The organism is Alloprevotella tannerae ATCC 51259, from assembly GCF_000159995.1.
In the GTDB taxonomy this organism is placed as follows: Bacteria; Bacteroidota; Bacteroidia; order Bacteroidales; family Bacteroidaceae; genus Alloprevotella; species Alloprevotella tannerae.
In genome coordinates this window covers 937,044-963,888 of record NZ_GG700642.1, presented here as the reverse complement: position 1 = coordinate 963,888, position 26,845 = coordinate 937,044, and the positions used below count along the sequence as shown (strand labels likewise).

General features: G+C 50.2%; 23 protein-coding genes. 13 read left to right on the top strand and 10 right to left on the bottom strand.

From position 1 onward, the window contains the following. Nucleotides 1-12 precede the first annotated feature (12 nt). Nucleotides 13-1,002: an aminodeoxychorismate synthase component I gene (locus GCWU000325_RS03990; RefSeq protein ID WP_006254871.1), complete on the bottom strand. Its 990-nt coding sequence runs from the start codon at nt 1,000-1,002 to the stop codon at nt 13-15. A gap of 224 nt (nt 1,003-1,226) precedes the next feature. Between GCWU000325_RS03990 and GCWU000325_RS03985 the strand changes: the two genes are divergently transcribed. After that, nucleotides 1,227-1,814, top strand: a complete 588-nt coding sequence (locus GCWU000325_RS03985; RefSeq protein WP_040598899.1) for an anthranilate synthase component II — start codon at nt 1,227-1,229, stop codon at nt 1,812-1,814. 96 nt (nt 1,815-1,910) lie between these two features. On the opposite strand, the gene GCWU000325_RS03980 is transcribed toward GCWU000325_RS03985, so the two are convergent. Together GCWU000325_RS03980 and GCWU000325_RS03975 are read right to left on the bottom strand one after the other, a co-directional pair. Then, nucleotides 1,911-2,738, bottom strand: a complete 828-nt coding sequence (locus GCWU000325_RS03980) for a hypothetical protein (RefSeq protein WP_154646570.1) — start codon at nt 2,736-2,738, stop codon at nt 1,911-1,913. An 85-nt stretch (nt 2,739-2,823) separates the two neighbouring features. Beyond that, nucleotides 2,824-3,651, bottom strand: a complete 828-nt coding sequence (locus tag GCWU000325_RS03975) for a hypothetical protein (protein ID WP_040598888.1) — start codon at nt 3,649-3,651, stop codon at nt 2,824-2,826. Nucleotides 3,652-3,953: 302 nt separating this feature from the next. Between GCWU000325_RS03975 and glmS the strand changes: the two genes are divergently transcribed. The 5 genes from glmS (at nt 3,954) to GCWU000325_RS03955 (ending at nt 9,267) form a co-directional block, all read left to right on the top strand. After that, on the top strand, nt 3,954-5,819 hold the full coding sequence (gene glmS / locus GCWU000325_RS03970; protein WP_006254867.1) for a glutamine--fructose-6-phosphate transaminase (isomerizing): 1,866 nt from the start codon (nt 3,954-3,956) through the stop codon (nt 5,817-5,819). 113 nt (nt 5,820-5,932) lie between these two features. After that, nucleotides 5,933-6,496: a DUF4738 domain-containing protein gene (locus tag GCWU000325_RS03965; protein WP_006254866.1), complete on the top strand. Its 564-nt coding sequence runs from the start codon at nt 5,933-5,935 to the stop codon at nt 6,494-6,496. Nucleotides 6,497-6,731: 235 nt separating this feature from the next. Then, a complete protein-coding gene (locus tag GCWU000325_RS12165) occupies nt 6,732-6,911 on the top strand; it encodes a hypothetical protein (protein WP_006254864.1) in 180 nt (59 codons plus the stop codon). A 210-nt stretch (nt 6,912-7,121) separates the two neighbouring features. Then, nucleotides 7,122-7,976: a diaminopimelate epimerase gene (dapF, locus tag GCWU000325_RS03960; protein WP_006254861.1), complete on the top strand. Its 855-nt coding sequence runs from the start codon at nt 7,122-7,124 to the stop codon at nt 7,974-7,976. 70 nt (nt 7,977-8,046) lie between these two features. Further along, on the top strand, nt 8,047-9,267 hold the full coding sequence (locus GCWU000325_RS03955) for an LL-diaminopimelate aminotransferase (protein ID WP_006254860.1): 1,221 nt from the start codon (nt 8,047-8,049) through the stop codon (nt 9,265-9,267). Between the two features lie 310 nt (nt 9,268-9,577). On the opposite strand, the gene GCWU000325_RS03950 is transcribed toward GCWU000325_RS03955, so the two are convergent. The 7 genes from GCWU000325_RS03950 to GCWU000325_RS03920 form a co-directional block, all read right to left on the bottom strand. Then, nucleotides 9,578-10,888 carry a clostripain-related cysteine peptidase gene (locus GCWU000325_RS03950; protein WP_006254858.1) on the bottom strand — a complete coding sequence of 437 codons (1,311 nt, stop codon included), beginning with the start codon at nt 10,886-10,888 and terminating at the stop codon, nt 9,578-9,580. Beyond that, nucleotides 10,860-11,534 (bottom strand): DUF4230 domain-containing protein, encoded by a 675-nt coding sequence (locus GCWU000325_RS03945; protein ID WP_006254857.1) that lies wholly within the window; start codon nt 11,532-11,534, stop codon nt 10,860-10,862. The genes GCWU000325_RS03950 and GCWU000325_RS03945 overlap by 29 nt, the downstream gene beginning before the upstream one ends. Further along, entirely contained in the window at nt 11,531-12,187 is a 657-nt protein-coding gene (locus GCWU000325_RS03940; RefSeq protein ID WP_169303814.1) for a DUF4230 domain-containing protein, read from the bottom strand. The genes GCWU000325_RS03945 and GCWU000325_RS03940 overlap by 4 nt, the downstream gene beginning before the upstream one ends. A 611-nt stretch (nt 12,188-12,798) precedes the next feature. Beyond that, complete coding sequence (locus GCWU000325_RS03935) at nt 12,799-13,560, bottom strand: lysophospholipid acyltransferase family protein (RefSeq protein ID WP_006254852.1); 762 nt, start codon at nt 13,558-13,560, stop codon at nt 12,799-12,801. Nucleotides 13,561-13,564: 4 nt separating this feature from the next. Further along, a complete protein-coding gene (locus GCWU000325_RS03930; protein WP_006254851.1) occupies nt 13,565-14,707 on the bottom strand; it encodes a metallophosphoesterase in 1,143 nt (380 codons plus the stop codon). An 85-nt stretch (nt 14,708-14,792) separates the two neighbouring features. Continuing rightward, a complete protein-coding gene (locus GCWU000325_RS03925; RefSeq protein WP_006254850.1) occupies nt 14,793-16,133 on the bottom strand; it encodes a dihydroorotase in 1,341 nt (446 codons plus the stop codon). Between the two features lie 96 nt (nt 16,134-16,229). Beyond that, nucleotides 16,230-16,979 carry a polyprenol monophosphomannose synthase gene (locus GCWU000325_RS03920; protein ID WP_006254849.1) on the bottom strand — a complete coding sequence of 250 codons (750 nt, stop codon included), beginning with the start codon at nt 16,977-16,979 and terminating at the stop codon, nt 16,230-16,232. A gap of 176 nt (nt 16,980-17,155) precedes the next feature. On the opposite strand from GCWU000325_RS03920, the gene GCWU000325_RS10945 reads away from it, so the two are divergent. The 7 genes from GCWU000325_RS10945 (at nt 17,156) to GCWU000325_RS03890 (ending at nt 26,721) form a co-directional block, all read left to right on the top strand. Next, nucleotides 17,156-18,274, top strand: coding sequence for a TlpA family protein disulfide reductase (locus GCWU000325_RS10945; protein ID WP_006254847.1), 1,119 nt, complete (start codon nt 17,156-17,158; stop codon nt 18,272-18,274). Between the two features lie 212 nt (nt 18,275-18,486). Then, nucleotides 18,487-18,651, top strand: a complete 165-nt coding sequence (locus GCWU000325_RS11940) for a hypothetical protein (protein ID WP_006254846.1) — start codon at nt 18,487-18,489, stop codon at nt 18,649-18,651. Nucleotides 18,652-18,942: 291 nt separating this feature from the next. Next, on the top strand, nt 18,943-20,241 hold the full coding sequence (locus tag GCWU000325_RS03910) for a lipoprotein N-acyltransferase Lnb domain-containing protein (RefSeq protein ID WP_006254845.1): 1,299 nt from the start codon (nt 18,943-18,945) through the stop codon (nt 20,239-20,241). Beyond that, nucleotides 20,234-21,829 (top strand): alkaline phosphatase family protein, encoded by a 1,596-nt coding sequence (locus tag GCWU000325_RS03905; protein ID WP_006254844.1) that lies wholly within the window; start codon nt 20,234-20,236, stop codon nt 21,827-21,829. Before GCWU000325_RS03910 ends, GCWU000325_RS03905 begins: the two co-directional genes overlap by 8 nt. 91 nt (nt 21,830-21,920) lie before the next feature. After that, nucleotides 21,921-25,289 (top strand): preprotein translocase subunit SecA, encoded by a 3,369-nt coding sequence (gene secA / locus GCWU000325_RS03900; protein ID WP_006254843.1) that lies wholly within the window; start codon nt 21,921-21,923, stop codon nt 25,287-25,289. A gap of 236 nt (nt 25,290-25,525) precedes the next feature. Further along, nucleotides 25,526-26,095: a hypothetical protein gene (locus GCWU000325_RS12385; protein ID WP_006254841.1), complete on the top strand. Its 570-nt coding sequence runs from the start codon at nt 25,526-25,528 to the stop codon at nt 26,093-26,095. After that, nucleotides 26,092-26,721 carry a hypothetical protein gene (locus GCWU000325_RS03890; RefSeq protein WP_006254840.1) on the top strand — a complete coding sequence of 210 codons (630 nt, stop codon included), beginning with the start codon at nt 26,092-26,094 and terminating at the stop codon, nt 26,719-26,721. Before GCWU000325_RS12385 ends, GCWU000325_RS03890 begins: the two co-directional genes overlap by 4 nt. The last annotated feature ends 124 nt before the right edge of the window (nt 26,722-26,845 follow it).

The window sequence follows — 26,845 nt, the reverse complement described above, 5'->3', positions numbered from 1 at the left end:
AATTGCGAGAAATTAACGGGGAAGGTAGACTTTCTGAATCACTTCTTCATACTCTTTGCGGCAATCGCTGTTGACCGTGATGCCTCCTCCCGATCGAAAATAATATTGTCCGTCTTTCAGCTCGATAAAACGGATCATCACGCCGCAATCCAGCGTCTGCCCGTCGAAATAGCCGCAGATGCCCGTGTAATAGCCGCGCGAAATCTGTTCGGCTTCAGCGATCAGCTTCACGGTCGAAGCCTTGGGCGCTCCGCAGATAGAGCCGGCGGGCAGGAGGGCCGACAGCATATCGCCGAGTTGCGAGGGCCACGTGGAAGGAAGCTGCCCGACGACCTCCGAGCTAACTTGCAAGATGGCGCCTTGGGCCGTAGCAATGCGATCTATGTAACGGTAGCGCCGCACTTCAATATCGGTGGCCACGCTGCCTAAATCGTTGCGCAGCAAGTCGACGATCGTGGCGTGTTCGGCTTGCTCCTTGGGATCAGCCATAATCGTTTCGGCCGCATTGGGCAGTGTTGCGTCTATCGTTCCCTTCATCGGGTGAGCCGCAATCCGTCCTTGTGCATCGATAACGATGAAGCGCTCGGGCGAGAAGCAGACAAACTGATGAGGCAGACAAACTTTATAAAGTGCCGGCGAATGCAGAAAGATGCTTTGCAGCGACAAAGGGCCGTCGATCGGCGTGCGTATCGTCAAATTGGCCAGAAATGAGTTGCCGTGATGCAAACCGGCTTGTATTATCTCAAACCGCCGCGCATAGGTCTCAAAACTTTCAGGATGTATCGTCAAGTTTGGGGCAACAGGAGCCGGAAAGTCTTCCGGCGCAGGCAGCGTAACGTTGCTCCGCCCTTGAATAGTGGCCCAAAAATCAGGCGCTTCCTCTCCCGCCAAAGAGAGGTAGCCCTCGGTGAGTTCGTAGTTGATCAAAAAGAAGCAAGGCCTTCGCGCCTCGCCCAACCGATTAAGCCGCTGAAAAAGGGCAGAAACGTTGTCGAAATACATATTTGCGTAAATATGACTTTATTCTTCGTGCAAAGATAACACAAACTACGCGGCGCAGACTTGGTTTTCCTTTGTTTCCTGCCGGTTTTTGTTCGCGGCCAAGGTAGTCCGTAGGCAACCCTACTCATACTTTGTGCAAAAAACATCAAAAAGCGATAGCGGAAAGCGCTTATCCTTGGCGCGCATTGTACGAAAAAGGAAAAAATAATAATTTTGCGCCTCGAATGAAACGCGTGTTACTCATCAATCAGCACGATTCGTTTGTCTATAATCTGGTTCAAACGTTTCGCAAAGCTACGCCGGCAATTGATTGTCGGGTGATGGACTACGACTATCTGGATGAAGACGAGGCCTTAACTTACGATGGACTCGTCCTATCACCGGGTCCGGGTCTGCCGGAGGACTTTCCGCGGACGCTTTCCCTATTGCGCCGCTGGATTGATCAGCCGGAGACGCGCCCTTTGCTGGGCGTCTGTATGGGCCATCAAGAATTGGGCGCCCTGTGGAATTGCCCTTGCAGACCGCTTCCCCACCCTGCTCACGGAATTTCCTCAATCTTAAAACGCACAACGCCTGCTCCCCGACTCTTGCAGGGAACAAGCGCTGCTGTACGTGTAGGCCGCTATCACAGTTGGGCCTTAGAAGTGACGTCTGCCGCACCTTTTATAATAGATGCCCTGACGGAAGAGGATGATTGCCTTATGATGATGCACCACAGCCAACTGCCCTTGTGGGGCGTGCAGTTTCACCCCGAAAGTATCTTGACGCCGGAAGGCGGAATTATGCTGGCCAACTGGGCTGGTTTGCTTTAAGACGCCGCCAGTGCGCAGTAAGCATCCTCCGCCACGACTTAGGGTGCTTGAAGCGTCGGCTTATGGCCGTCTTTATCTCATACTGACTTTCGCAAATCAGCCTTGCATATTTGTTTCCGTAACGCCAAGGATCGGGCGTTGGCGCAACTCCTCGATCGAAGGTTTCACCGTCTCGCCTTCTGCCTTTTGAAGCGACAAAACAGCCACGATGTGGGACATATTTTCGCAATTGCGCAGATAGCAACGAATATAAGGGCTGTTTTCAACCAACTCTGCGCCGATCAAATCGGGAACAAAAGGCGACCCGGTAAAGACATCAACAGTAGAAATTCCGTAAATAAGACGCACGCCGCGGCAACTCATCGCAAAGAAGTCAGCAGCAACAGGATTATAGACAAAGAGCGGGAAGATCTGGACCAACGCCTCGCGAAGCGACAGGCGAACTGAAGTATGATTGCGACGCTCAAAAGTCGTGGTACGCTCTTTTGCCTCTAACATAGACTCAAGTATGTGGTATTTTTTTCCATTAACCTTAAACTTATACTTGGTCAAGACAGGCAGTATACCGAGCAGGTCGAAATACATTCGCTCCGTTTCAATACAAACTTGGTTGCGAACAATCTCGACTGTGCGTTTCCCATAATGCAGTACGGCTCTGTCCGGCTCAATATCAATATAACCGCGCGCCTCTCCCCATTTAGGCCACTTAAAAAAAGCATTGAAGCCATAAATAATCTGTGACAGTAAAACCACAGCAAAGATTGGCCCCCAAATAGGCATCACCTTGGTGAAAGAAAGGACATCTGAGAGGATGAGAAATAGGAGTACACCCCACACTACCCCAAGCCCGACAAAAACCAGCAGGGGTAAGAGCATAACTTCATTGAGTGTACGTTTACAATAACGAAATTCTATTCGACGCATAATAGATATTTATTTTGTTTATCAAAAGGTGCGGCGCGTGTGACTCATACTTATCGATTGCTTTTATATTGTAGACTTGCGCGAATCAGCCTTGCATATTTGTTTCCGTAACGCCAAGGATCGGGCGTTGGCGCAACTCCTCGATCGATGGCTTCATCATCTCGCCTTCTGCCTTTTGAAGCGACAAAACAGCCACGATGTGGGACATATTTTCGCAATTGCGCAGATTGCAACGGATATAAGGACTATTTTCAACCAACTCTGCGCCGATCAAATCGGGCACAAAAGGCGATCCGGTAAAGGCATCGACGGTAGAAATTCCGTAAATAAGGCGCACGCCGCGGCAATTCATCGCAAATAAATCGGCCACAACGGGATTATATATAAAGAGCGGGAAGATATGAACCAACGCCTCGCGGAGCGAAAGCATAACCGGTGCATTTTTTGTACGCTCCAAGAAGGTGGAACGCTCTTTTGCTTCCAACATAGACTCGATGATGTGGTATTTTTTCCCGTTGGCCTTAAATTTATACTTGGTTAATACGGGCTGCATACCGAAATTGTCGAAATACAAGCGCTCTGTGTCGATCTGAACTTGGTTGCGCGCAATTTCAACTACGTTTTTTCCGTAATAAAGTGTGGCTCTGTCGGCCTCAATATCTATATATCCGCGCGCTTCGCCCCACTTTGGCCACTTGATATAAGACACGACCCAGAACCCAGCGAAAGCCGGAAAGAACAACACCGCGAAAGCAAGAAAGAAAGGCATCACATTGAAGAGGGAAAGAGAGAGAAAAAAAGAAAGAAAGAACACCCCAAAAGCCAAGCCAAGAATCACGAGAAGGATAATCGAGGCAACCTGCATAATTTCATTGACCGTACGTTTGCAATAACGAAATTCTATTCGACGCATAATAAGATATTTATTTTGTTTATCCAAAAGTTGGGGCACGCCAAATCAAAGTAGGCGGCCGATTATCGAGGGCCAAAATTAACAAAATCAACCTACAGGAGCGAAAAAACCACCCTTGCTTTAGTCTTTTTTAGTTTGAAGCCCATTATTTCCCCTTTAAAAAAGTTCGGATCCGACTTTGGGCGGCAGATTATCCTTATTTAGTTGAGAGGTTTCCCCCAAAAAATGCGGCCAATTATAGTTTTTATGCGTAAATTTGTGGGCTGTATTGCAACAGCAATCAATACAAAACATAAGAACATATGTGTGGAATAGTTGGTTATATTGGAAAAGGACAAGCCTTTCCTATTCTCATCAAAGGATTGAAAAGACTAGAATATCGTGGGTACGATAGCGCCGGCGTAGCGCTTTTGCCAAGCGCCGGAGAGCTAAATATTTACAAGACGAAGGGGAAAGTTTCAAACTTGGAAGAGCTTTGCAAGGACAAAAATGTACAAGGCCACATCGGTATTGCACATACTCGCTGGGCCACCCACGGTGAGCCGTCCTCACTCAATGCACATCCACACGTTTCTCAAGATGGTAATTTAGCCATTATCCACAACGGCATCATAGAAAACTTTTCTTATCTTGCAGAGCAACTCAGCGGAAAAGGATATTCGTTCAAAAGTACGACAGACACTGAAGTATTAGTTCAGCTGATTGACTTTTATTACAAAAAGACGCCTGAAGATCTTCTTGAAGCCGTGCGTCGTGCGCTGCGAAAGGTCGTTGGTGCTTACGCCATCGCGGTAATCGACCGCAATCATCCCGAACACATTGTCGCAGCCCGCCAATCCAGTCCGTTAGTTGTCGGAATGGGAAAAGACGAAGCAGAATATTTCATCGCCAGCGACGCTACGCCGATTGTAGAATACACGAAGCAAGTCGTTTATCTTGACGACGGGCAAATCGCAGACATAAGGCCGGGTCAGCCCCTCCACATTGTAAACCTTGAAGCCCAAGACGTAGAAGTCGACATCAAGGAAGTAGATATGGATATCTCTATGTTAAGCAAAGGCGGTTTCCCCCATTTTATGTTGAAGGAAATCTACGATCAGCCGCAGTGCTTACAAGACTGCCTCAGCGGGCGTTTGACGATCGACAACACGCGCCCCGAGCTCAACAAGATTGTGCTGTCGGCTGTAGAAGACTATAAAGAGCGCCTCATCTCCGCCAAGCACATCATCATCGTTGCTTGCGGCACGAGTTGGCACGCCGGACTCATCGGCAAACAGCTCATTGAGAAAACTTGTCGCATCCGCGTCGAGGTAGAATACGCCAGCGAATTCCGCTACCGCGACCCTGTGATCAGCAAAGACGACGTGATTATCGCCATCAGCCAGAGCGGCGAGACGGCCGACACATTAGCCGCCATCCAGTTAGCGAAACAGCACGGCGCACTCGTGATGGGTATCGTCAACGCTGTCGGTTCATCCATTGCACGCGAGACTGACACCGGCATCTACACCCACGTGGGGCCGGAGATTGGTGTAGCCAGCACGAAAGCCTTTACCGGACAAGTCACCGTCCTCACTATGCTTGCCTTGGCGCTGGGTCACGCAGTCGGCACACTGCCTGACGACGAATATCATGAGGCTGTGCGCGAACTCGCTCACATTCCGCAAAAAATGCGTCAAGTATTGGAGCTCGACAAGCAAATCAAAGAGTACTCAAAGACTTTTACTTATGCGCAAAACTTCCTCTATCTGGGCCGCGGCTTCAATTATCCCGTAGCTTTGGAGGGCGCTTTGAAGCTCAAGGAGATTTCTTACATCCACGCCGAAGGATATCCGGCCGCCGAGATGAAGCACGGCCCGATCGCCCTCGTCGATAAAGATATGCCCATCGTATTTATTGCCACCCACCACCAACTATACCACAAAATCATCAGCAATATGGTCGAGGTGAAGTCGCGCGACGGACGCATTATGGCCGTTGTCACGGAGGGCGATGAGGAGATTCGCAAGATTGCCGACGAAGTCGTGGAGATTCCTGACGTACCCGAGATGCTCGTACCCCTGCTCACGGTCATCCCGCTCCAGCTCTTGGCCTACCACGTCGCCGTAGTCAAAGGCTTAGACGTAGACATGCCGCGCAACCTCGCGAAGAGCGTGACGGTAGAATAATATCAAGCGCCTCTTTCCGCTATTTCTCACATCGGAAAGAGGCGTTTTTCTTGATTTAATCAAGCCACGGCGCGATAATTCACCAGACAACAACCCTTTTTCAAACCAACGACATGAAAAAAGCTTTTGGATATGGCATGCTGCTCCTGCTTCTATCGCTCTACAGCTGCCATAGCAAGACGAAAAACGAAGCCACAACCCAAGACTCCACGGCAGTAAACGCCACAGGACCCAAAGAATCGTCCTCACCCCTGGAGCGCACAGAAACGTTTAAGGCCGGCGGCCACACTTACGTGCTATCCATCAAGCGCGAAGCCAACCACGCCCTGCCAACCGTCAAAGACGAATCAGGACAAGTATATTATGACAACACCGTCGAAGTACGCCTCACGTGCGATGCTCAAGAAGTTTACTCGCACCTCTTTACCAAGGCCGACTTCGACAGCTATTTGAGCGACCAAGAGAAGGCCAATTTAGTATTACAAGGTATGGGCTACGATCCAACTCAAAAAATCAGCACCGTAGTGATGCTCGGAGCGCAGATCGGAACAGCCGGTTTAGACGGCGACGGCCCCGCCTTCACGCTTGAAATCCCCCTGCAAGGCGGCAATGCGAAGATCACGCCGATCAATGCGCAAGATACGACCGGCGAGGATCAAATGGATCTGGGCGACTAAGGCTAACGGCAGCGCGGAGGTGGCTGAAAAGACAAAGTCGGCAGCCATAGGCAGACGCCATCGCGACACGTTTTCTTGCGGCGACTCATCGCCCCATCATTCCAGCGCCTAATCAACAGAAAATCAGTTCGCCAACTTTCAATCCAAACTCAATCACGAGCGCGGGCAACCGATTTTTTTGGCTTTTTCTCACGATGAAAAAGGCTTCATCTCGTGAGAAAAAAGGTTTCATCTCGTGAGCGCAGAGGTTTACGCTCACGAGCGCAAACAAAATAGTTGTGCGTTGCAGCCTTTCCTTTCATACATGATCGAAAATTTGGAAGCACAAGTAAGTAGCTTTTTCCAACAGCAGGCAAAAAAAGGCGACTTCGGTCAACTAACGACCTACGCTCTGCTGCCGCAGCGGCGCGAGTAGCATATGATGGCGGCACGTCGACTTCAAATCAGTAATCTGCGTGAGGCGAAAAAGCAAGGGTCGTACAACTTCATACGGACGAAGCGGTGCAGAAAAACGCGGTCAGCATTTTTTCATTAGTGCATTGTTTTCCCCGCTTTGCTTGCCTTTTTTCAGGCTTTATCGTAACTTCGCAGCTATAAGACGAACAAATACAGTATTACCATAAAAATGGCTCAAAAAATAGAATTTACAAAAATGCATGGCGCCGGTAACGATTATATCTACATCGACACCATGCGCTTCCCAATAGCCCACCCCGAAAAGCTTGCCATAGCTTGGAGCGATCGGCACAAAGGCATCGGCGGCGACGGCATTATACTCATCGGGAAGAACGAAAGCGGGTACTTTACGATGCGCATCTTCAACAATGACGGTTCGGAAGGAAAAATGTGTGGCAACGGCATTCGCTGCGTGGGCAAGTATCTCTACGATAATGGGATCACGTCGGAAAAAGAATTGCCCATCGACACGCTTTCCGGCACGAAACTACTCCATATGACGACTGACGCCGACAATAAAGTAGTCGAAGTGACCGTGGACATGGGAGAGCCGATTCTGGCCGACAAGCATCAGTTGGCTACACCCGATGGGAGTATGAAGGATGGTGAAGTGACGATCGGTCATACGAACTATCGAGGCACTTTTGTTTCGATGGGAAATCCGCATTTTATCAACTTCATCAACGGCGTAGAAGAATATGATGTGCAAACGAATGGCGTTCGTCTCGAGCAAGCTCAGATTTTCCCCGAACGTTGCAACATCGAGTTTGCCGAAATACGGCCCGACGGAAGCATACGTATGCGCGTCTGGGAGCGCGGTTCGGGCATCACGATGGCTTGTGGGACGGGGGCTTGCGCCACGGCCGTAGCGGCAGCGCTGACAGGGCGCGCGGGACGCACATCTACGATCGTGATGGATGGCGGCCAACTGACCATCGTCTGGAATGAGAATGATAATCATATTTATATGACCGGACCGGCCACCACCGTGTTTACCGGCACGATCGAATTGCCCAAAGAATAAAAAAACGAGGCACGACGGCGTGTCATATAGCAACAAGGGCCTCCAATTTGCCCCCTTAAACTCTTAGAATATGGCTTTTATAAACGACAACTTTCTGAAACTGCAAAAGAATTACCTCTTCGCGGACATCGCACACCGTGTAGAAGCTTATAAAACGGCACATCCTGATGCGCCAATCATACGCCTTGGCATCGGCGACGTAACGCGTCCGCTCGTACCGGCCGTTATTGACGCACTGCACAAAGCCGTCGACGAAATGGCCCACGCGGAGACCTTCAGAGGCTATGGCCCTGAGCAGGGTTATGAGTTTTTGCGCTCGGCTATCGTAGCGAATGTGTTTGAACCGCGCGGCATTGCGCTTTCAGCCGACGAGGTATTTGTCAATGATGGGGCAAAAAGCGATACAGGTAACTTCGGCGACATTCTGGGTCGGGACAACACGATCTGCGTAACGGACCCGATTTATCCCGTTTACATCGATTCGAACGTCATGGCGGGACGTGCCGGCGATTTTAACAATGGTTTGTGGAGCAAAATCACGTATTGCGCTTGCTCGGAAGAGAACGACTTTATCCCCGAACTGCCCACGAAGCCGGTAGATATGATCTACCTTTGCTATCCTAATAACCCGACGGGAACGGTTTTGACGCGGGCGCAACTGAAAAAGTGGGTGGACTACGCTTTACAAACGGGCGCTTTGATTCTTTACGATGCGGCTTACGCTACATTCATTCGCAACGAAGACGTTCCGCACTCTATTTACGAAATCGAGGGTGCTAAAGAATGCGCCGTGGAATTTCATAGCTATTCAAAGACAGCCGGCTTCACGGGTTTGCGCTGCGGCTTCACGATAGTGCCGAAAGAAGTGACCGCACGCGGAGCTGACGGAACACGCGTCCACTTGAATCCGCTATGGAACCGCCGCCAGTGCACGAAATTCAACGGCACGCCCTACATCGTACAGCGCGCAGCGGCAGCAATCTATACAGAAGAAGGCAAACGCCAAGTAAAGGAAGTGGTAGACTTCTACTTGGAGAACGCACGCATAATGCGCGAAACGCTAATGGCTACAGGCTTAAAAGTATATGGCGGCACGGACGCACCATACATTTGGTTTAAGACACCGGAGGGGATGAAAAGTTGGGATTGCTGGGAAATGCTGCTCAACGATTACGCTTTGGTGAGCACGCCGGGCGTAGGTTTCGGCCCGTCGGGCGAAGGTTATATTCGCTTAACGGCCTTCGGTACGCGCGAAGATTGCGTTGAGGCGATGCGCCGTTTGAAGAAATAACGCATAGGTGTTAAATAAGTAATGTGAAGTCGTGTCAAGGCCGCACCGCGGTTGTTGGCACGACTTTTTTGTAAGCCATTGTTGCGTCGCAGCTCTTTCTCATCACCCAAAACAACAAGCATTTGAGGCCACTTATTACCTAAAGCAGATCATTACCAACGGAAAAAGTAGCAAGAGCCACCGCATTCAACTACACCTTGAATAGAATAATCTGCTCTTCAATCCGCATTGGCTACACATTATATATAATATAGAGGTTTGCAAAGCGCATTGCCTGTAAACCTCATCAAGAAATTCGTTACTAAAAGCCCTACCAGCCCGTCTGCGCCCAACCTGCTGCTTTATACCATTCCGTCTTCCGGAAAGCAGCATTCAAATCGCCATGATGCTTTGCCAAGGAGGCCTTATCAGAATAGATCTGCTGAGGTATAAACATAGAAGTTCCGCAAAGCGTAGGCGAATTTAATTCTTGAAAGTCTACGCTGGAAGGACCAATCCAAAAGCGCGGCGAATAGAAAGTAAAAGGAACGGCTTTCTGCATTTGTAAACGCACAGCCGCATAATCGGCCGGCGAAAGCAAATGATGCAAAGCGTCCAAAGCATCATAATAATGCGGGCGATAGTAGTTGGATGGCGAATAATAATGATAGGGCGTCACGTTCGTCATATCAGGCGAAAAGCGCGAGCCGGTGCGAAATGCCGATTGGGGCAAAGCGTTTTTGATCGCGGCCGCCAAAGTTTCCAACTGCTTCGTATCGATTACGGACAACACGATGCCGAAATCGCCATACGTATCTTGCTGATTAGGGTCGACTACATCGTTATAATATGTGACGGCGATCTGCTTTGGATCAGCTGCAAACAAGCCATTTTGCAATTGGTGCGTATAATTGGCGCCCGCCGCGTGAATGGCAATGGGCGAACCAATGAGATAATCTGTGACGTGGCGCAAATCATAAGCCACCTCCAAACTCTGCATCAAGCAGGCATCAAAAAGGATAAAGCGCAAATGGACACCGCTCTGCTGAATCGCCGTTGCCAAATCAGGAATATCCGTTTGAGAACCCAGACGTCCGGAAGCATCAACATCCATCCAAGCGTTGCCGGAAGGCCCTACGTCTATGCCGAAACTCCGTGGCTGATAATCTTTGTTCGTTGAGGGCAGCCAGCCATCAGCGTGCGACCACAGCACCAAACCATATTCTTCGGCGGGACACTTCTCTTTAACCCATTGCAGGACATCTTGCAGCGTTTTAGGATCAGCCGAATTGGCATCCCTCTCCCATTGGCGCACAAGCAGCGGCGCGTCGTATTCCTTTGAAAAGAAATAAATGCGAGGGGCGCGCATATCGTCCACAAACAAGAGAAGCCGATCTTCATCTTTTAAGTATCGAACACCTTCCGCGAGTTCGAGGGAATCTAAGCGGTTATAGCCTTTCTTTCCCAAAGAATTTTGCGCTGCTTGATAAACAATGACCGTTCGCCGCCCCGGATTGCTCGCATATTTTCCAAAGCCATTGGGTGGTACGTCCTCTTTCGCGCAACCGGCGAGCGCAATCGTCAAGCAGCAGAGCGCGCTGCAAAGCAATAATCTATTTAGCATTTTGTGTAGTTGATCCATAATTAATAATGATGTATTTATATCCGAAAGCAAAGAAGATCTGACTGAATTGTGCCGTAGCTTGTTGGCGTGCAGCCCTAAGATTGTCGACTGTCAAACAGCGCGCCATCATCTTTCGATAGGCGATGACGTACAATTTATTTTTGTCCTCCGCGCGCCACGTGCCTTTCTCGTAAAAAGCCTTCGTTTGCGCCTCATCTATAAAGTTTTTATCTAAGAGTCCGACGGCGGGCAGATACAAAACGGCCGTATCGCCTTTGGCTGTAAACCAATCGTCGGGCGCTTTTTTCATATCAATGCCTAAACGCACCGTACCGGTGTAGATCTGCGCCAACTGTTTGTCGCCAAGCAGCGCTTTTTCGTCAAGTTCGGCCAACTCTTCCGTCCGAATGGCGAGAAACTCCCATTGGCCGATGTCTTTAATCTTGCGAATTTCTTCGGGCGAAACGTCGATTTGCTTGTTGGAACTCACATGAAGCCCCTCCCCACTCCGCCATTCGTCTCGACACTGGCGCAAGCACAGGGCAACGATGACAATGGCCAACAAGATAAGCCACAAGTATCGAAACTTCACAACGATATAAAATACCACCTTGGCGAGGGCTTTGAGGCGGTAGCTCTTGGTTTGGTCTTGTCTTCCTTTCATCGCTCAATCGTGATTAGGCTTTCTACATTTGCGGGCGTCGGATTTTTGTCAAATCTGATTACGACTTGCGACTCATCGTAGCCCATTCGATGCAACATAGGCAGCAATACTTGCGCCGCAGAGCGCTCTGCCGATTTCAAAATGTCGGTTTGATCCAAATGTTGAACAATGCTATCTTCGCCTTGCTTGGCAAAGGCCACCACTTCGGCCGATGAATAGCGCGAGCGCGTCAAATCTATATATTGTCTGATGCCTTTTTCGTCGATTTTGGAGGAAGATACGATCACTTTGGGGTTGGGCAGCGTCACGACAATGCCCTTTTCGGTACGCTGAATGCGCGCCGCACTAAAATCAGAGAAATCTATGTAGGCCTTAACCGTCACGTCGATGGGGATAGCGATCTTTCTATCGCCAACGGTAAGCGGCAAGCTGACGGGAACGGAAAGAACCTTGCCCTCCAAGCGCCGCGTATCAGCGTGAGTAACCAACTTATGGATCTTGTACTCTGTCGTATACAAGCGCGAACAGCGCACAATTTGGTTGACGATTGTAGCCGTCGTATCTATCTTCACCTTATTGCTATCCTCGTCTGTTTTTCCTGACTTGCCGCACGCAAAAAGGAAGACGCAGGAGGCTAATAACAAATACTTCATATAGTTCATATCTTGCAAAGATAGCACAAGCCATCGAGTTTTGTTCTTATTCTTGAAATTTATTATCTGTTTTTACTTGCGCAATGCTGCTTTTGACCGCCCTATGTACTATCGTTTGCGCCTTTTGACGCCGGTTGCCGATGCTTCTCACTCGTAACTGAACGATCCCGGCTGAAGATGTCAGTCCGGCGCACGCATGTTTATTGCTTTTCCTATTAACTTACGTTTTCCATCTTTGAAAAACGGAGGCAAACTCTGCGCCAAAAGTGCCCAACATTCTCATTTTTAAGTACCGAAACCGCATTTCCGGATGGTTTGCTCCCGCCAAACGATGGTTTGCTCCCGCCAAACGATGGTTTGCTGCCACCATACGATCGTTTGCTGCCACCAAACGAAATTGATGTCAAGCCGGAAAACGAGAAAACGCCACTCTCATCGGTCACGACTGCGATTTACTAACCGGCCGTGCGGAGTTTGAAGTTACCGAGACTGGCGGAAGGGAAAGTAAGGGAAGAATAAAAATGCGGCGGAAGGTCGTCGCGTCGACAACTTCCCGCCGATATGGGGTTTATTATAATGATGCGGCCGGCCAAATGAGTCGGCAGCGTTGTTTATTGGTCGTCGTTCTTCACGTAGCCTTGATAATGCGGCGGCAAACCACACATGATGGCGTCGTAAGCCTGATCCTTTATTGCGAGAATATCTTCTGCGCTGCGCGAAGTCGGATAAATAGGGTCGTGAATAAGGAGCTGGAGTTTATGATGCCGCACAAAGTTGAAGCCTTTTGTACGGGGGAGGATATCGAACGAGCCATTGATGGTCATCGGCACGATGGGCAACTGCAAATCATCGGCCAACTGAAACGCGCCTTTGCGAAAGACGCCCAAATGGCCGGTGAAGGTGCGCGCGCCTTCGGGGAAAACGACGAGTGAAGTACCACCTTGCAGCGTCTTTCTGGCAAAGTCGATGGTCGCTTTCACCTTTCGCGGACTCGATTTATCGACAAAGATGTGCCGCGCCTTGTAGCAGGCGTAGCCTACAAAGGGCAGGCGGCGCAGGGCCTTTTTCATCATCCACTTAAAGTTGCGGTCGAGATACCCATACACGAGAAAGATATCCATAGCCCCTTGGTGGTTGGCCACAAACACGTAGCTCTGGCCCTTAGTCAACTTCTCGCGACCGACAATTTCGACTTGCAGCAACAGGAGTCGACAGACGAAGCGCGACCACAAACGAGCCGGATAATAGCCCCAGAAATGGGCGCTGCCTAATACGCTCCCGATGCTGGTAATCAGGGCGGTGAGGATGGTAGACAAGATGAAAAGGGGCAAAGCTACCACCAATTGATAACAGCAATAGATGAAGCGAAGCATGCGTTTAATGATGTTTTAATGTAATCAAGTTTATCTCGGGCCAAGCGCCGATGCGGAAAGGCAGAAGTACTTCGCCGACGCCCAAACTTACGTAGAGCGTGCGTCCGCCCTCATAGTAAGGCCCGCCCCATTCGGGATAAAACCATTCAGATGGGGAGAAACTTCCTATTTTCAGCTGCATGCCGTGCGTGTGTCCGGCGAGCATCAGCGGGATGCTGGTCTCCGGCAATACGCGACGGCGCCAATGCGTCGGGTCGTGGGAGAGCAAGATCTGGAAGCAACTATTTTGCAAGCCGCGTTGAGCCCGCGGCAAATCGCCTAAAGCCGGGAAAGGCGGCTTGCCATCGTTTTCTACGCCAACAATCGCAATGGAATCATTTCCGCGGCGTAGTATGTAATTATCATTGAGAAGCAGGCGCCACCCTATCGCGCGCTGATGATCTTGCAGCAAGCGGACGTTGGCCAAACGCGCCTTTTCGTCGGGCCAGTTGTAGTACGTCATATAATCATGGTTGCCCATAATGCTGATAACTCCGTCGCGAGCGTGCATTTTTCGGAAGATATCCTCAAACTCAAAGAGTTCTTCTGCGTGGTAGTTGACCAAGTCACCCGTAAACACGATTAAGTCGGGCTGCAACGCATTCACGCTGTCGACAATCCGCTCCACGACGACGTGGTGACGACGCAAGGTACCCACGTGCAGGTCGGAGAGCTGCACAATTCGATACCCATCAAACGCTTGCGGGATGGCTGCCGACGTGTACGTGAAGGGCTTGACCACTATCTGGCGATAACCCAGCGTGAAGCCGTACAACATCGTCAGAAACACGACCGAACTCACAAACAAGGCGATGCGGCGTACCCACAGTCGATACGACTTGAAGAGCAAGCAGAAGAGCAGCAAAAGCGATAGGATGATTTCCGGCACAGCTACGCACAGCGTGGTCGACAACAAAATGGCTTTGAGCTGATCCGCAGTCATCGAATAACTTTCCTTGATGCTCGCGCCGATAAGCAGGAGCGCGAGCAAGAGGTTGGGGGCGTAAATCCACTTGCGCCAAGACTTTTCGCGCAGCATCAAGCGCTCGATTCCGAAAGGCGGGAGCAAGAGAATCAAGAGTAAGACAGGAAGTATGCGAAGTATCATTTGTATTGTTCTTAAATAGATTACTGCCGGCGCAGCGCTTGCTCCGGCGGTTTGTCGTTAGGAATGCAGCGTTGCCAATCGCCCTTTAGCGAGCATAAGTCACGGCGCGGCCGGGCACGTGCTCATCCGTCATATGCCCTTTATTGTATAAGAGGAAACCATTTACGTAAGTTTTCTCCACAGCCCAATGCATTGTGCGCCCTTCTAAAGGACTCCAGTTGCATTTGCTTCGTATAATGTTCGGCGTAATGGTCTTTGGACTCTCCGGACGCACAACAACGAGATCGGCATTATAACCTTCGCGCAAATAACCGCGATTTTCGATGCTGAAGATCGACGCCGGACGGTGACACATCAATTCTACGAGGCGCGGAAGGCTTAGTACGCCGCTGTCAACCAATTCGAGCATCGCAATAAGTGAGAACTGGACCATCGGCATCCCCGACGCGGCGCGTGCAGCTCCGCCCACCTTATCCTGTATTTGATGCGGCGCGTGGTCCGTCGCGACTGTAGCGATCCGGCCATCGTTCAAGGCCGCGCGCAATGCATCGCGGTCGGCGCGTGTCTTGACGGCAGGGTTGCACTTTATACGAGTGCCCAAGCGCTTATAATCTTCGTCGCAGAAAAGCAAGTGCGGGAGGCAGGCCTCCGCAGTAATCTGCCGGCCGGATGGGGCAAAGAACTCCAATTCTGCGGCCGTCGACAAATGTGCTACGTGCAGCCGCGTCCCATATTCGTTGGCGAGTTGCACAGCTAAGCGCGTCGACTCCACACAAGCGGCTTCGGAGCGAATAAGTGGGTGATACGAGACGTCAGGATCAGCTCCAAACTTCTCCTTATAAGCTTTCATATTCGCAGAGATGGTTGGCGTGTCCTCACAGTGCGTCACGAGGATCGTCGGACTGTTTGCAAAGACGCGGCGTAAAGCTTCCGCGTCGTCAACCAGCATATTTCCGGTCGAAGCGCCCATAAAAAGTTTCACGCCGGCAATGTTCCGCGTATCCAATTGCGACAGAGCGTCGGCGTTGTCCAATGTAGCGCCAAAAAAGAAGCCATAATTAACGTGGCATTTCGACGCTGCGATCGCTTGCTTTTGTTCGAGCGCCTCCGGCGTCGTAGTGGTCGGCAGCGTGTTGGGCATATCGAGGATCGTAGTCACCCCGCCGGCCGCAGCGGCCAGACTTTCGGTGTGGAAATCTGCTTTCGCCGTCAGTCCGGGCTCACGAAAGTGAACGTGTTCGTCGATTACGCCGGGCAGGATGTAAGCCCCGTCAAGGTCAACCGTTTCTTGCGGCGGAATAGTTGGTTGCGCGTCGCGCCCTTCCAAGATTTGCTCGATGCGGTCGTTATCAATGAGCAGCGCGCCCAAGAATTGGCGGCCCTCATTAACGAGTATAGCGTTTTTAAGTAAGATTCGTCTGTGCATAAGTCTGATCTGATTTCATGTAAGGCAAGACAACAGCCAAGCGAAGGTGGAAAACGAGTGTCGGCAGCCGATGCTGGTCGACCGCCGACGTATTTTTTATACTTTTCGGGGCTTAATTTTGCCGGTTATGGCTGCCCAGCGCAATCGCATAACGCCAAACAGCGCCTCGCCGAATATACCTCCGCTCATTTTGCTTGTACCTTCGCGGCGGTTGACAAAAATTACAGGCACTTCCTTTATCTTAAAGCCCAACTTATATGCAGTAAACTTCATCTCGATCTGAAAAGCGTAGCCCTTAAAGCGGATTGCGTCAAGGTCCACCGTTTCTAAGACGCGACGACGATAACATTTAAAGCCCGCAGTCGTATCTCTCACGGGAATACCTGTGACAAACTGCACATAACGCGAAGCATAATAACTCATAAGGACGCGCCCCATAGGCCAATTGACCACATTCACGCCGCTCACATAGCGCGAGCCGACGGCCACATCAAAGCCCTCGTCGGCGCAAGCTTGGTAGAGGCGCGGCAAGTCTTCAGGGTTGTGACTGAAGTCTGCATCCATTTCAAAGACGAAGTCATAGCCGTGCTCCAACGCCCATTTGAAGCCGCAGATATAAGCCGTACCCAAGCCGAGTTTACCCTGCCGTTCTACCATAAACAGTCTGTCGGCAAATTCGTCTTGCATCAAGCCGCGCACGATAGAAGCCGTGCCGTCGGGAGAGCCATCGTCGATGATCAGGATGTGAAACGACTTGGGCAGTGCAAAGACCGCGCGAATGATATTTTCAATATTTTCCTTCTCGTTATAAGTGGGGATGATAACAATGCTGTCGCTTTCCTTCATAACCTATGATCTGCTTAGAATATGCGGCGAAGTTAGCTATATTCCTGCAAAATCGTGTCATCAAAACAGAATTTTACACCAAAAAAGACGTGTTTTTTCATCTTTTTCTCTCGCAATAATGTGCCAATAAAAAAGAAAGCCTTATCTTCGTCCCCACATTTTTTATAAAACAACTTATGAAAAAGATTTTAACCTTTGTCGCAGTGCTCTTACCATTGACGAGCATCGCGCAACAATACAAGGTAACAGGAAAAGTGCCAGTTAAGACTAAAGTTTATCTCTTCCGCACTCCCGAACTCTCTAAGGAACAAGCCGATAGCGTTGTATCCAAGAACGGGACGTTTACATTTAGCGGAACAACGACTAACCCCGAGCTGTTCTACGTCGTGAAAAAAGCTGCCAAAGCCGGCCAGCCGGGAACGATGGTTCCTATCGTGACAGACGGCAACGTCACGGTGGATTTTACGACCCAGACCGCGAGCGGAACGCCTGAAAACGATGCACTCAAAGCTGCTTTGACGCAGGTAAAACCGCTCTCCGATCGCTTGAAGGGTGTAGAAAAACAATTTGAAGACTTGGAAAAGTCCGGCAAAGAGCCATCTGAAGCCGAACTGACAAAGCTGTCTGACAGCTACGCCGAAGCACAGGGCGCGATGATTGAGGCCGTGTCGGCAATCTGCAAGAGCAATGTGGACAAAACCTATCCCGCCTATTTCTTGGCCGACTTCTATTCGCTGATAGACAAAGCCACACTCTACAACTTCTATGATGGCAAGGCAAAGTTTATGCAGCCGTTCGTCGTGTCTCACGTTTGCCAACTGATAGAAGGCTGGAAGCGTCGCGAACCCGGTCAGCAGTTTACCGACTTCGACATGGAAGATCCGACCGGAGCGAGCCGCAAACTCTCCGACTATGTTGGTAAGGGCAACTATGTGCTCGTAGATTTCTGGGCTTCATGGTGCGGTCCTTGCCGTCGTGAAATACCTAACGTAAAGGCTCTTTATGATAAGTATCACGCACAAGGTTTCGACGTTGTCGGCGTTTCATTCGACAGCGACAAGGCACCTTGGCTGAATGCCATCAAGAAAATGAACCTGCCCTGGCATAACATTTCCGATCTCAAGGGATGGAAAAGCAAAGCCGCAGCTCTGTATGGCATCAACAGTATCCCATCTACCCTCCTCATAGATCCGCAGGGCAAGATCATAGCTACAGATCTGCACGGTGAAGAATTGGAGACCCAATTGAATACTATTTATGAGAAGAGCGATGTAGCTTCGATGCCCAACAAATAAGCCGATCAACAACATCGAAAAAACGCAAACAACATAGCAAGCCGAGCCGAGAAAGTTCTTTCCGGCTCGGCTTTCGCTTTATTTGCATCCGCGCTTTGTCTGTCATAATGACGCTCACGCTCCCTATCGGATAGGGGCGAACTCCCGTATCTCCCGTTTACGCTCACGATGAAAAAGGCTTCATCTCACGATAAAAAAGGCTTACGCTCGTGATGAAAAAGGTTTCACCTCACGAGCGCACACTCCGCCAACTTGGCGGCGAGGGTTGGAAAACCAGAGTAAGGCCTTTAGAGTTGCAACTCTTCTTGCATATTTTCCAAAGATTATCAAGCAATTACGAGTTTACGCCGACAGTCATCAGCAGGATATGCCCTTAAAAGAAAAACAAGAGAAACAGAAAAAGCCCCTTTAGCGAGCGCAGTTGAGGAGCGGAGGGGAAACTGAGCGAGCAACACTATACAAGGCTATATCTAAACATGCAAAGACCAAACGGACGAAGCGCTGAACGGGCCTCAAATGCCCAATATTCCCAACCTCATCACGCCGTTTTACGAGTTGGCGTGGCAGGAATCAACGATGGAGGGCGGTAGCTGCGTAAAGGTTTGATCATATTTGCTTTGCACTCTGTTTCGTTTGCACTACCTTTGCAAGCAAATTTGACCTCGGCAATGCATCATTTTAGCAGCATACTTTTCATCTTCATCTGGCTCTTGACGACTCCGATTACGGCGTCGGCGCAGCAGTCGGCCGATTTTGGAAAGGGCACAAAGCAAAATGAAATCGGGCCGAAGGTGGATGAAAAAATAAGTGTAGACAGCTTCGTTATCAGCCTTTTGACCTGCACAGCCGGACAAAAGACTTACGAACTTTACGGGCACTCGGCGCTACGCGTGAAAAACGTGAAGACCAACGAAGACTTGGTCTACAACTATGGCGTGTTCTCCTTTTCAAAGCCCAACTTCACGTGGCGTTTTGTGCTGGGACAAACGGATTATACGGTCGGCGTCGTGCCTACCCCCTACTTCATTGCCGAATACGTAGACAACGGGCGGAGCATCAGAGAGCAAGTGCTCGCTTTGCGCCCCGCAGAAGCTGCACGCTTGGTCGAAGCGCTGCGCAAAAACGCGGCTGAGCCTGATTGGACGTATCGCTATAATTTTTTGGGAGACAATTGCGCTTCGCGCTTGGTCGTTATGATCGAACAGGCACTGGATGGACGCCTCGAACTGCCCCCTGAAAAGCAACGCACGACGTTTCGCGATATTATTCACAGTTGCGTGACGCCGGAAAACCCTTGGGATCGCTTCGGACAGGACATTATTCTGGGCTGCGCCGTAGATACGCCGCTGACCTCGCGCGCCGAACTGGCCTTTCCTTTTTATACGGAAAGCATTTTGCGCCGCGCGGCCGTTATCAGAGGCTCGGGTGAGCGCCAAGCCTTGGTTTCGCACGACGGCTATTTGGTGGAAGTAACACCCAGAGCGACCAAAGCGAAGCCTTTCTTCACGCCGCTGAAAGCCGTATGGCTACTGCTCTTTTTAGCTTGCGCGGCCGCTTGGGCCGAACACAAGCGGAGATGGAGGCTGCTCGGTCGGTTATTCGACGATTTCTTGATGTTGGTGACGGGCTTGGCGGGCTGCTTGGTCTTCCTCTTATTCTTCTTCTCCGAACATCCGACCGTCGACTCCAATTGGCTGATCGTTTGGCTCAATCCGCTGCCTTTGCTGCTCTTGCCATGGAAGATTTGGCGGGATAGGAAAGAAAGAATCGATTTTTATACCCCCTACGTCGACTTGTTTTTAGTCGTTTACCTCTTGATTTCGGCATTCTTTCAACAATATCCGCCGGAAATTTATATTTTGGCAAGCGTCTTGTTAGTACGCGGCCTGTCATTGTACTCCCTACAGCGCAACGGAAGAAAAAAATCTTGCGCCGGACAAAAAAATATATCCCATCAACATGGATAATTCTCGCCATCGCTTCATTGTCTCCTTGCTGGCCGTGCTCACAACGCTGTCGGCCGCAGAGGCAATCCCGACTGCCGGCGCACGCCCTGCACCGAAGTTGGTGGTCAACATATTGGTGGATCGTTTGCGTTCCGACTATCTGAACGCTTTCCTACCTCTCTACGGCGAAGATGGCTTCAAACGCTTGCTCAATCAAGGTTTGGTCTATTCGCAAGCAGAATCGACTGCGTTGCCTACGGATATGGCCACGGCGGCGGCTGACATCGCCACCGGCACGAGCGCTTCCGATCACGGCATCATAGGCCTACGCCGCTTGGATCGCACTACGCTACGCCCCGTAGGCTGCGTAGACGACAAGAACTTTACCGGCACCAACACCTCGACAGCTTCGAGTCCGCAATACTTGGCCGTATCGACCATCGGCGACGAACTGAAGGCTGCGACGGAGGGTAAAGCGCTCGTTTATGCCATCGCGCCTTTCCGCGAGGCGGCCATTCTGACGGCCGGACACGCGGCTGACGGCGCGGTATGGATCGATGACGCGACGGGACAGTGGTGCTCTACGCAATACTACGGCGCTATGCCCGCTTGGGTCAACGTGCGCAACAGCACGGCGAGTCCGGCGATGCAGATAAAAGGACTGACGTGGAAGCCTTCCTCTCCTTTGGTGGGCAATTTCAGTTATTTCTTGTCGGGCGGTATGAAGCGGCCGTTCTCCCACAAGTTTGTGGGCGACGAACGTTTCCGCTTATACAAGACGAGCGGACTCGTCAATGAGGAAGTGGCGCGGTTGGCGGAGCAATGCCTTTCGGCAACGTCAATCGGCACAGATGCGCTGACGGATTATCTGGCCCTGACGCTCTACGCGGGCAACTTTAACCACCGACCGGCGTCAGCTGCGCCGATGGAATTGCAAGATACTTACGTGCGTTTGGATCAAGCGCTGGCGAAAATCTTGGCGGCGGTGGAGCAAAAGGTGGGGCTTGACAACACTTTATTCGTACTGACTTCGACCGGTACGGAAGATGAGGAAAACGAAGATTTAAACAAATACAAGATACCGGGCGGGACGTTTGACGTAAAACGGTCTGTCTCGTTGCTAAATATGTATCTCTCGGCCGTTTATGGGCAGGGACAATACATAGAAAGCTGCTTGGGCACTCAGCTTTACTTGGATCGAAAATTGTTGGAGCGCCGACAGCTGAATTTGAGTAACGTTCTTGAACACATTCAGGACTTCCTGCTGCAATTGGAGGGCGTGAAGGATGTGTATACTTCGCAACGTCTGCTGCAAGGCGCATGGACGCCGGGCATAAACAAGGTGCGAAATGGGTATAATCCGCGCTTCTCGGGCGACGTTTATATTGAGGTGGCACCGGGCTGGCGCTACGTGAATGCAGACACGCACGAAAATCAATTGGTGCGCGCGTCGTATGTACCTTTCCCTATTATCTTCTTCGGTTATAGCGTTGTCGCCGGACAAATAGGGACGCCCGTGACGGTAGATTACATCGCGCCGACGCTCTCGCAAGCTATGCGCATTCGAGCGCCGAATGCTTGCAAACTGGCTCCGCTGAAAATCAATTAAACTTTTATTCTCCTCCGCTATGCTCGGGTATACATATATATATAATGTGTGGCACGCGGCGGAAACTCAAAATTAGAAATCATATACTACAATGGATATAATACAATTCCTACAAAAACTTTTCGGCAATAAGTCGCAGCGCGATATGAAGCTGATTCAACCCTTTGTCGAAAAGATTAAAGCCGTCTATCCTACGATTGACGAACTGGATAATGACGCTTTGCGCGCAAAGACAAAGGAGTTGCAAGAAAAAGTGCAACACTCGGCCGATGATATTAAAGAGAAAATCAACGAACTGAAAGGAAAGGTCGAAGAAACACCTATCGAAAACCGCGAAACTATTTTCACGCAAATCGATAAGTTGGAGAAAGATGTTCTCGAACGCTTTGAAAAGGCCCTCGATGAGGTGATGCCTGAAGCATTCTCCATAGTGAAGTCTACGGCAAGGCGCTTTGCTGAGAACGAAACCATTGCTGTCGAAGCGACAGACTTTGATCGTGATTTGGCAGCCACACACGACTTCGTACAAATCGAAGGCGACAAGGCAATTTATCAAAACCACTGGATGGCCGGCGGCAACGAGGTTACTTGGAATATGGTGCATTATGACGTGCAGCTGTTTGGTGGTGTCGTTTTGCACCAAGGTAAGATTGCGGAAATGGCAACGGGTGAAGGTAAAACGCTGGTGGCTACGCTTCCGGTCTTCCTCAATGCGCTCACAGGTAATGGTGTGCACGTCGTAACGGTCAATGATTACTTGGCAAAGCGTGACTCGGAATGGATGGGACCGCTTTATATGTTCCACGGCTTGAGCGTCGATTGTATTGATAAGCACCAGCCGAACTCAGATGCGCGCCGCAATGCGTACCGCGCTGATATTACTTTCGGAACAAACAACGAATTTGGTTTCGATTACCTTCGTGATAATATGGCGATGAGTCCGACGGATCTCGTACAGCGCGGCCATAATTATGCCATCGTCGATGAGGTCGACTCTGTCTTGATTGATGACGCGCGTACGCCGTTGATTATTTCCGGACCTGTGCCTAAAGGCGACGATCAAATGTATGAACTCTACCAGCCTTTGATTGAAAAGTTGGTAGGTGTGCAGCGCCAATACGCAACGAAGTTGCTTTCGGAGGCTAAAACGCTCATTGCGACCGGCGAAAAGGACAAAATGGACGAGGGATTCTTGCAATTGTTCCGCAGCCATAAGGCTTTGCCGAAGAACAAGCCGCTGATCAAATTCTTAAGTGAGCCCGGTATTAAAGTTGGCTTACTGAAGACGGAAGAGATCTATATGGAGAACAACAACAAGCGTATGCCCGAAGCTGTGGAGCCGCTTTACTTTGTTGTAGACGAGAAAATGAACTCCGTAGACTTGACCGACAAAGGTAATACTTGGCTGGCCAAAGAGGTGAACGATGATAAGCTCTTCATCTTACCGGATATAGCTGCTGAGATGTCGGCATTGGAAGCTGACAAGTCGCTCTCAGACGAGGAGCGTATAGAAAAGAAAGACCAACTCTTGTCTGAATATGCTGTGCAGAGCGATCGTGTCCATACGATCCTGCAATTGCTCAAGGCCTACTCCATGTTTAATAATAACGAAGAGTATGTCGTGATGGATGGTCAAGTTAAGATCGTCGACGAGCAGACCGGCCGTATTATGGAAGGCCGTCGCTGGAGCGAAGGATTGCATCAGGCTGTCGAAGCTAAAGAGCACGTGAAGGTGGAAGCGGCAACGCAAACTTTTGCAACCATTACGCTGCAAAACTACTTCCGTATGTATCACAAGCTATCCGGTATGACGGGTACGGCATCAACGGAAGCCGGCGAGTTGTGGAACATTTACAAGCTCGATGTTGTGGAGATTCCGACGAACCGCCCGATTCAACGCAATGATATGAACGATCGCGTTTACCGCACACAACGCGAAAAATATGGAGCTGTGATTGCCGAGATCGAAAAGATGCGTTTGGCAGGCCGTCCGTGTTTGGTGGGTACGTCGAGCGTTGAGATTTCAGAATTACTGGGCCGTATGCTGACGCTTCGTCACATACCTCACAATATTCTGAATGCAAAATTGCACCAGCAGGAGGCGCAAGTCGTAGCGCAAGCCGGACAAAGCAGACTCGGAAAGGTGATGATCACGGACGAGAACGGCAACAGTCACGAAGAAGAGCGCATGCTGGGCGCCGTAACGATTGCCACGAACATGGCAGGTCGCGGTACGGACATCAAACTCAGCGACGAGGTGCGCGAAGCCGGCGGTTTGGCGATCATCGGCACTGAGCGTCACGACAGCCGCCGCGTCGATCGGCAGTTGCGCGGCCGTGCCGGACGTCAGGGAGACCCAGGTTCATCCGTCTTCTTCGTATCTTTGGAAGACCACTTAATGCGTCTCTTCGCCAACGATCGCATTGCCCGCATTATGGACAAGCTTGGTTTCAAGGATGGCGAGATGATCGAGGCCAAGATGATAAACAACAGCATCGAGCGCGCCCAAAAGAAGAAAGAAGAGAACAACTTCGGTATCCGTAAGCGCTTGTTGGAGTATGATGATGTGATGAACAAGCAACGTACGGTCATCTACGAGAAGCGCCACCACGCTTTGATGGGCGAACGTATCGGAATGGATATCTCAAATATGATTTGGGACCGCGTAATAGAAATAATTGAGCACAACGACTACGCAGGTTGCAAGGAGCAGTTCCTCGATATTATGGCGATGGAAGTACCCTTCACGGAGAAAGAGAAGGATACGTTGAAGCGCGAAGAACTCTACGAGCAGTCGTTCCAAGCTGCCCTTGCCAACCTCAAGCGCCGCACAGACCGTATGGCAGATGTTGCCACACCGGTTATCAAGAAGGTTTACGAAGAGCAAGGCGAGCAGTTTGAAAATATCCTTGTCCCCGTCTCCGATGGCCGTTTGGTCTACAACATTCGCACGAATCTCAAAGAAGCTTACGAAACGAACAGCAAAGCCGTTGTTCGCGACTTCGAAAAGGCTATCTTATTGCACAACATCGACGATGCTTGGAAGGAGAACCTCCGCGCCTTGGACGATTTGAAGAAGAGTGTGCAGAATGCAAGTTACGAGCAGAAAGATCCGCTCTTGGTGTTCAAACTTGAAAGTGTGAAACTCTTCGACGAAATGGTCAACAAGATCAACAACGAAACGGTTTCTACTTTGATGCGCTGCCAAATTCCTGTACAGGAAACGCAAGACGTAAAAGAAGCTGCGCCCGAGCAGCGCACGCAACAGCAGTATCAGGAAAACAGAGGCGAAGATCCCTTGGCTGACCCCGATCAGCAGGCAGCAGCCAACCAAGATACGCGCCAAACGCCCAAACAACAGACGCCGATCGTAAAAGAAAAAATGCCGGGACGCAACGATCCGTGTCCCTGCGGCAGTGGTAAAAAATTCAAGAATTGCCACGGCAGAGGCCTTGTCTAAACAGGCCCTTTCATTGTTTCTGAAACCTCCCGCCAACAACAAGGCGGGAGGTTTTTACGTCTTGAAAAAGCGTAGCAAACCCTACCGTGAGCAGCTTTCCGCATCGCTTTCTGTCGTCTTGTTTCTTTTATTCCTACACGCCATTCTTTTCCGTAAAAGCCTTATTCTTCAAAGAGAAAGATTATTTTTGCATTTGCCGATATGCATACGGAAAATAAGTTTAAGCTATTCGAGCAATGAAAGCATTCCTTCTGTCAGGCCTTTGCGCCCTATCCATCGCTTGCAGCCCTCCTCCCAAAAAGGCGGCCGCCAATCGTGCTTTACTCGGCGATCGTCTGGTTAATGAGAAGACGTTTACGGATCAAGTAAATGCCTCTTGCGGTTCGGGGTCAACAAACTGTGTGCTTGAACGACTGACGACAAACTACCATCAGTTATTTTCCCATTCGCCAAAATGGGCGATGCCATTGGATGACATGGCGCATAGCTTATCGCTCAGGACTTATCGAAAGCAGAACATTACGGAAGAGCACATACAAACTTATGCCGTGTTAATGGCCAATAAGTTGGCTGTCGATTCCGTCTTGTGCTATGAATATTACAACAATGCCGATGCGCTTTCCTGCTACGAACGACTCTACTACATCGACATCAGTCAGCGCAAGATTCGGACGGTAATGCTGACTTACGATGAAGAGAGTACGACGGCCGATAGCGCACAAGTCTACACCATAGACTTAATGGCTGAGCATTTTCAGCAAGAAATGAACCACGACAATAAACACTCAAAGACCGACAACCGATGAAGAAATATGGCTTACTGAGCGTGTTCCTCCTTTGTCTCGCAGCTTGCTCTGTCCCTCGCCAAGCGGAAAAAGCAGCATCGAGAAACGCGATCGTTTGGACAAACCAATTAGTCGAACCGCTCTTAGTCTTTGACAACTCGGTCATATCCTACCGATTGAAACCCAAGTATAGACGCCGCGCCGTCCCCTTTTCTGCAGCTGAAAAGGCATTGCCACTCAAGGGAGATACACATAACTACGACTTGAACAGCCTTGACGGACGCTATTACACGGTAGCCGAACACAAAGACAGGAATGGCTACGACTACAAACTCATTGTCTATAACGCAGGTGGCGATAATGATACGGAAATTCTGGTTACGCAGTTGAATTCCTACAAACAAGGAAAGCCCATCGACGCGTTGCTTTTGGAGTTGAACTTTACCTTTGAAATAGCATACTCATCACACTACATCGTCGACAACAAATCGATTCGGATAGATCAATATGCCATTAACGGCCTCCAATGTTCGGAAGATGGAGACATAATCGGCACCAAGGAAGTTCCGGATTCTACAGTCTGGCGCCTCGTTTATCACATCAAAGACGGGCAATTCATGCCGGCATCTGTGCAGCGAATAAAATGAGCGCCCAATAAAGCTATGCCGAGGGCTGCAACAAAGCCTCTGCGGCAAGCATTCGCACCACGCAGGTAGGAAGTGTGCCATACGGCGACTTCCTGCCTTTATTTTTATCCCCATTTTTTGCAGC

Coding starts and splice junctions, on each gene's coding strand:
- GCWU000325_RS03990 (WP_006254871.1), bottom strand. CDS start 1,002: ATGTATTTCGACAACGTTTCTGCCCTTTTTCAGCGGCTTAATCGGTTG.
- GCWU000325_RS03985 (WP_040598899.1), top strand. CDS start 1,227: ATGAAACGCGTGTTACTCATCAATCAGCACGATTCGTTTGTCTATAAT.
- GCWU000325_RS03980 (WP_154646570.1), bottom strand. CDS start 2,738: ATGCGTCGAATAGAATTTCGTTATTGTAAACGTACACTCAATGAAGTT.
- GCWU000325_RS03975 (WP_040598888.1), bottom strand. CDS start 3,651: ATGCGTCGAATAGAATTTCGTTATTGCAAACGTACGGTCAATGAAATT.
- glmS (WP_006254867.1), top strand. CDS start 3,954: ATGTGTGGAATAGTTGGTTATATTGGAAAAGGACAAGCCTTTCCTATT.
- GCWU000325_RS03965 (WP_006254866.1), top strand. CDS start 5,933: ATGAAAAAAGCTTTTGGATATGGCATGCTGCTCCTGCTTCTATCGCTC.
- dapF (WP_006254861.1), top strand. CDS start 7,122: ATGGCTCAAAAAATAGAATTTACAAAAATGCATGGCGCCGGTAACGAT.
- GCWU000325_RS03955 (WP_006254860.1), top strand. CDS start 8,047: ATGGCTTTTATAAACGACAACTTTCTGAAACTGCAAAAGAATTACCTC.
- GCWU000325_RS03950 (WP_006254858.1), bottom strand. CDS start 10,888: ATGGATCAACTACACAAAATGCTAAATAGATTATTGCTTTGCAGCGCG.
- GCWU000325_RS03945 (WP_006254857.1), bottom strand. CDS start 11,534: ATGAAAGGAAGACAAGACCAAACCAAGAGCTACCGCCTCAAAGCCCTC.
- GCWU000325_RS03940 (WP_169303814.1), bottom strand. CDS start 12,187: ATGAAGTATTTGTTATTAGCCTCCTGCGTCTTCCTTTTTGCGTGCGGC.
- GCWU000325_RS03935 (WP_006254852.1), bottom strand. CDS start 13,560: ATGCTTCGCTTCATCTATTGCTGTTATCAATTGGTGGTAGCTTTGCCC.
- GCWU000325_RS03930 (WP_006254851.1), bottom strand. CDS start 14,707: ATGATACTTCGCATACTTCCTGTCTTACTCTTGATTCTCTTGCTCCCG.
- GCWU000325_RS03925 (WP_006254850.1), bottom strand. CDS start 16,133: ATGCACAGACGAATCTTACTTAAAAACGCTATACTCGTTAATGAGGGC.
- GCWU000325_RS03920 (WP_006254849.1), bottom strand. CDS start 16,979: ATGAAGGAAAGCGACAGCATTGTTATCATCCCCACTTATAACGAGAAG.
- GCWU000325_RS10945 (WP_006254847.1), top strand. CDS start 17,156: ATGAAAAAGATTTTAACCTTTGTCGCAGTGCTCTTACCATTGACGAGC.
- GCWU000325_RS11940 (WP_006254846.1), top strand. CDS start 18,487: ATGAAAAAGGTTTCACCTCACGAGCGCACACTCCGCCAACTTGGCGGC.
- GCWU000325_RS03910 (WP_006254845.1), top strand. CDS start 18,943: ATGCATCATTTTAGCAGCATACTTTTCATCTTCATCTGGCTCTTGACG.
- GCWU000325_RS03905 (WP_006254844.1), top strand. CDS start 20,234: ATGGATAATTCTCGCCATCGCTTCATTGTCTCCTTGCTGGCCGTGCTC.
- secA (WP_006254843.1), top strand. CDS start 21,921: ATGGATATAATACAATTCCTACAAAAACTTTTCGGCAATAAGTCGCAG.
- GCWU000325_RS12385 (WP_006254841.1), top strand. CDS start 25,526: ATGAAAGCATTCCTTCTGTCAGGCCTTTGCGCCCTATCCATCGCTTGC.
- GCWU000325_RS03890 (WP_006254840.1), top strand. CDS start 26,092: ATGAAGAAATATGGCTTACTGAGCGTGTTCCTCCTTTGTCTCGCAGCT.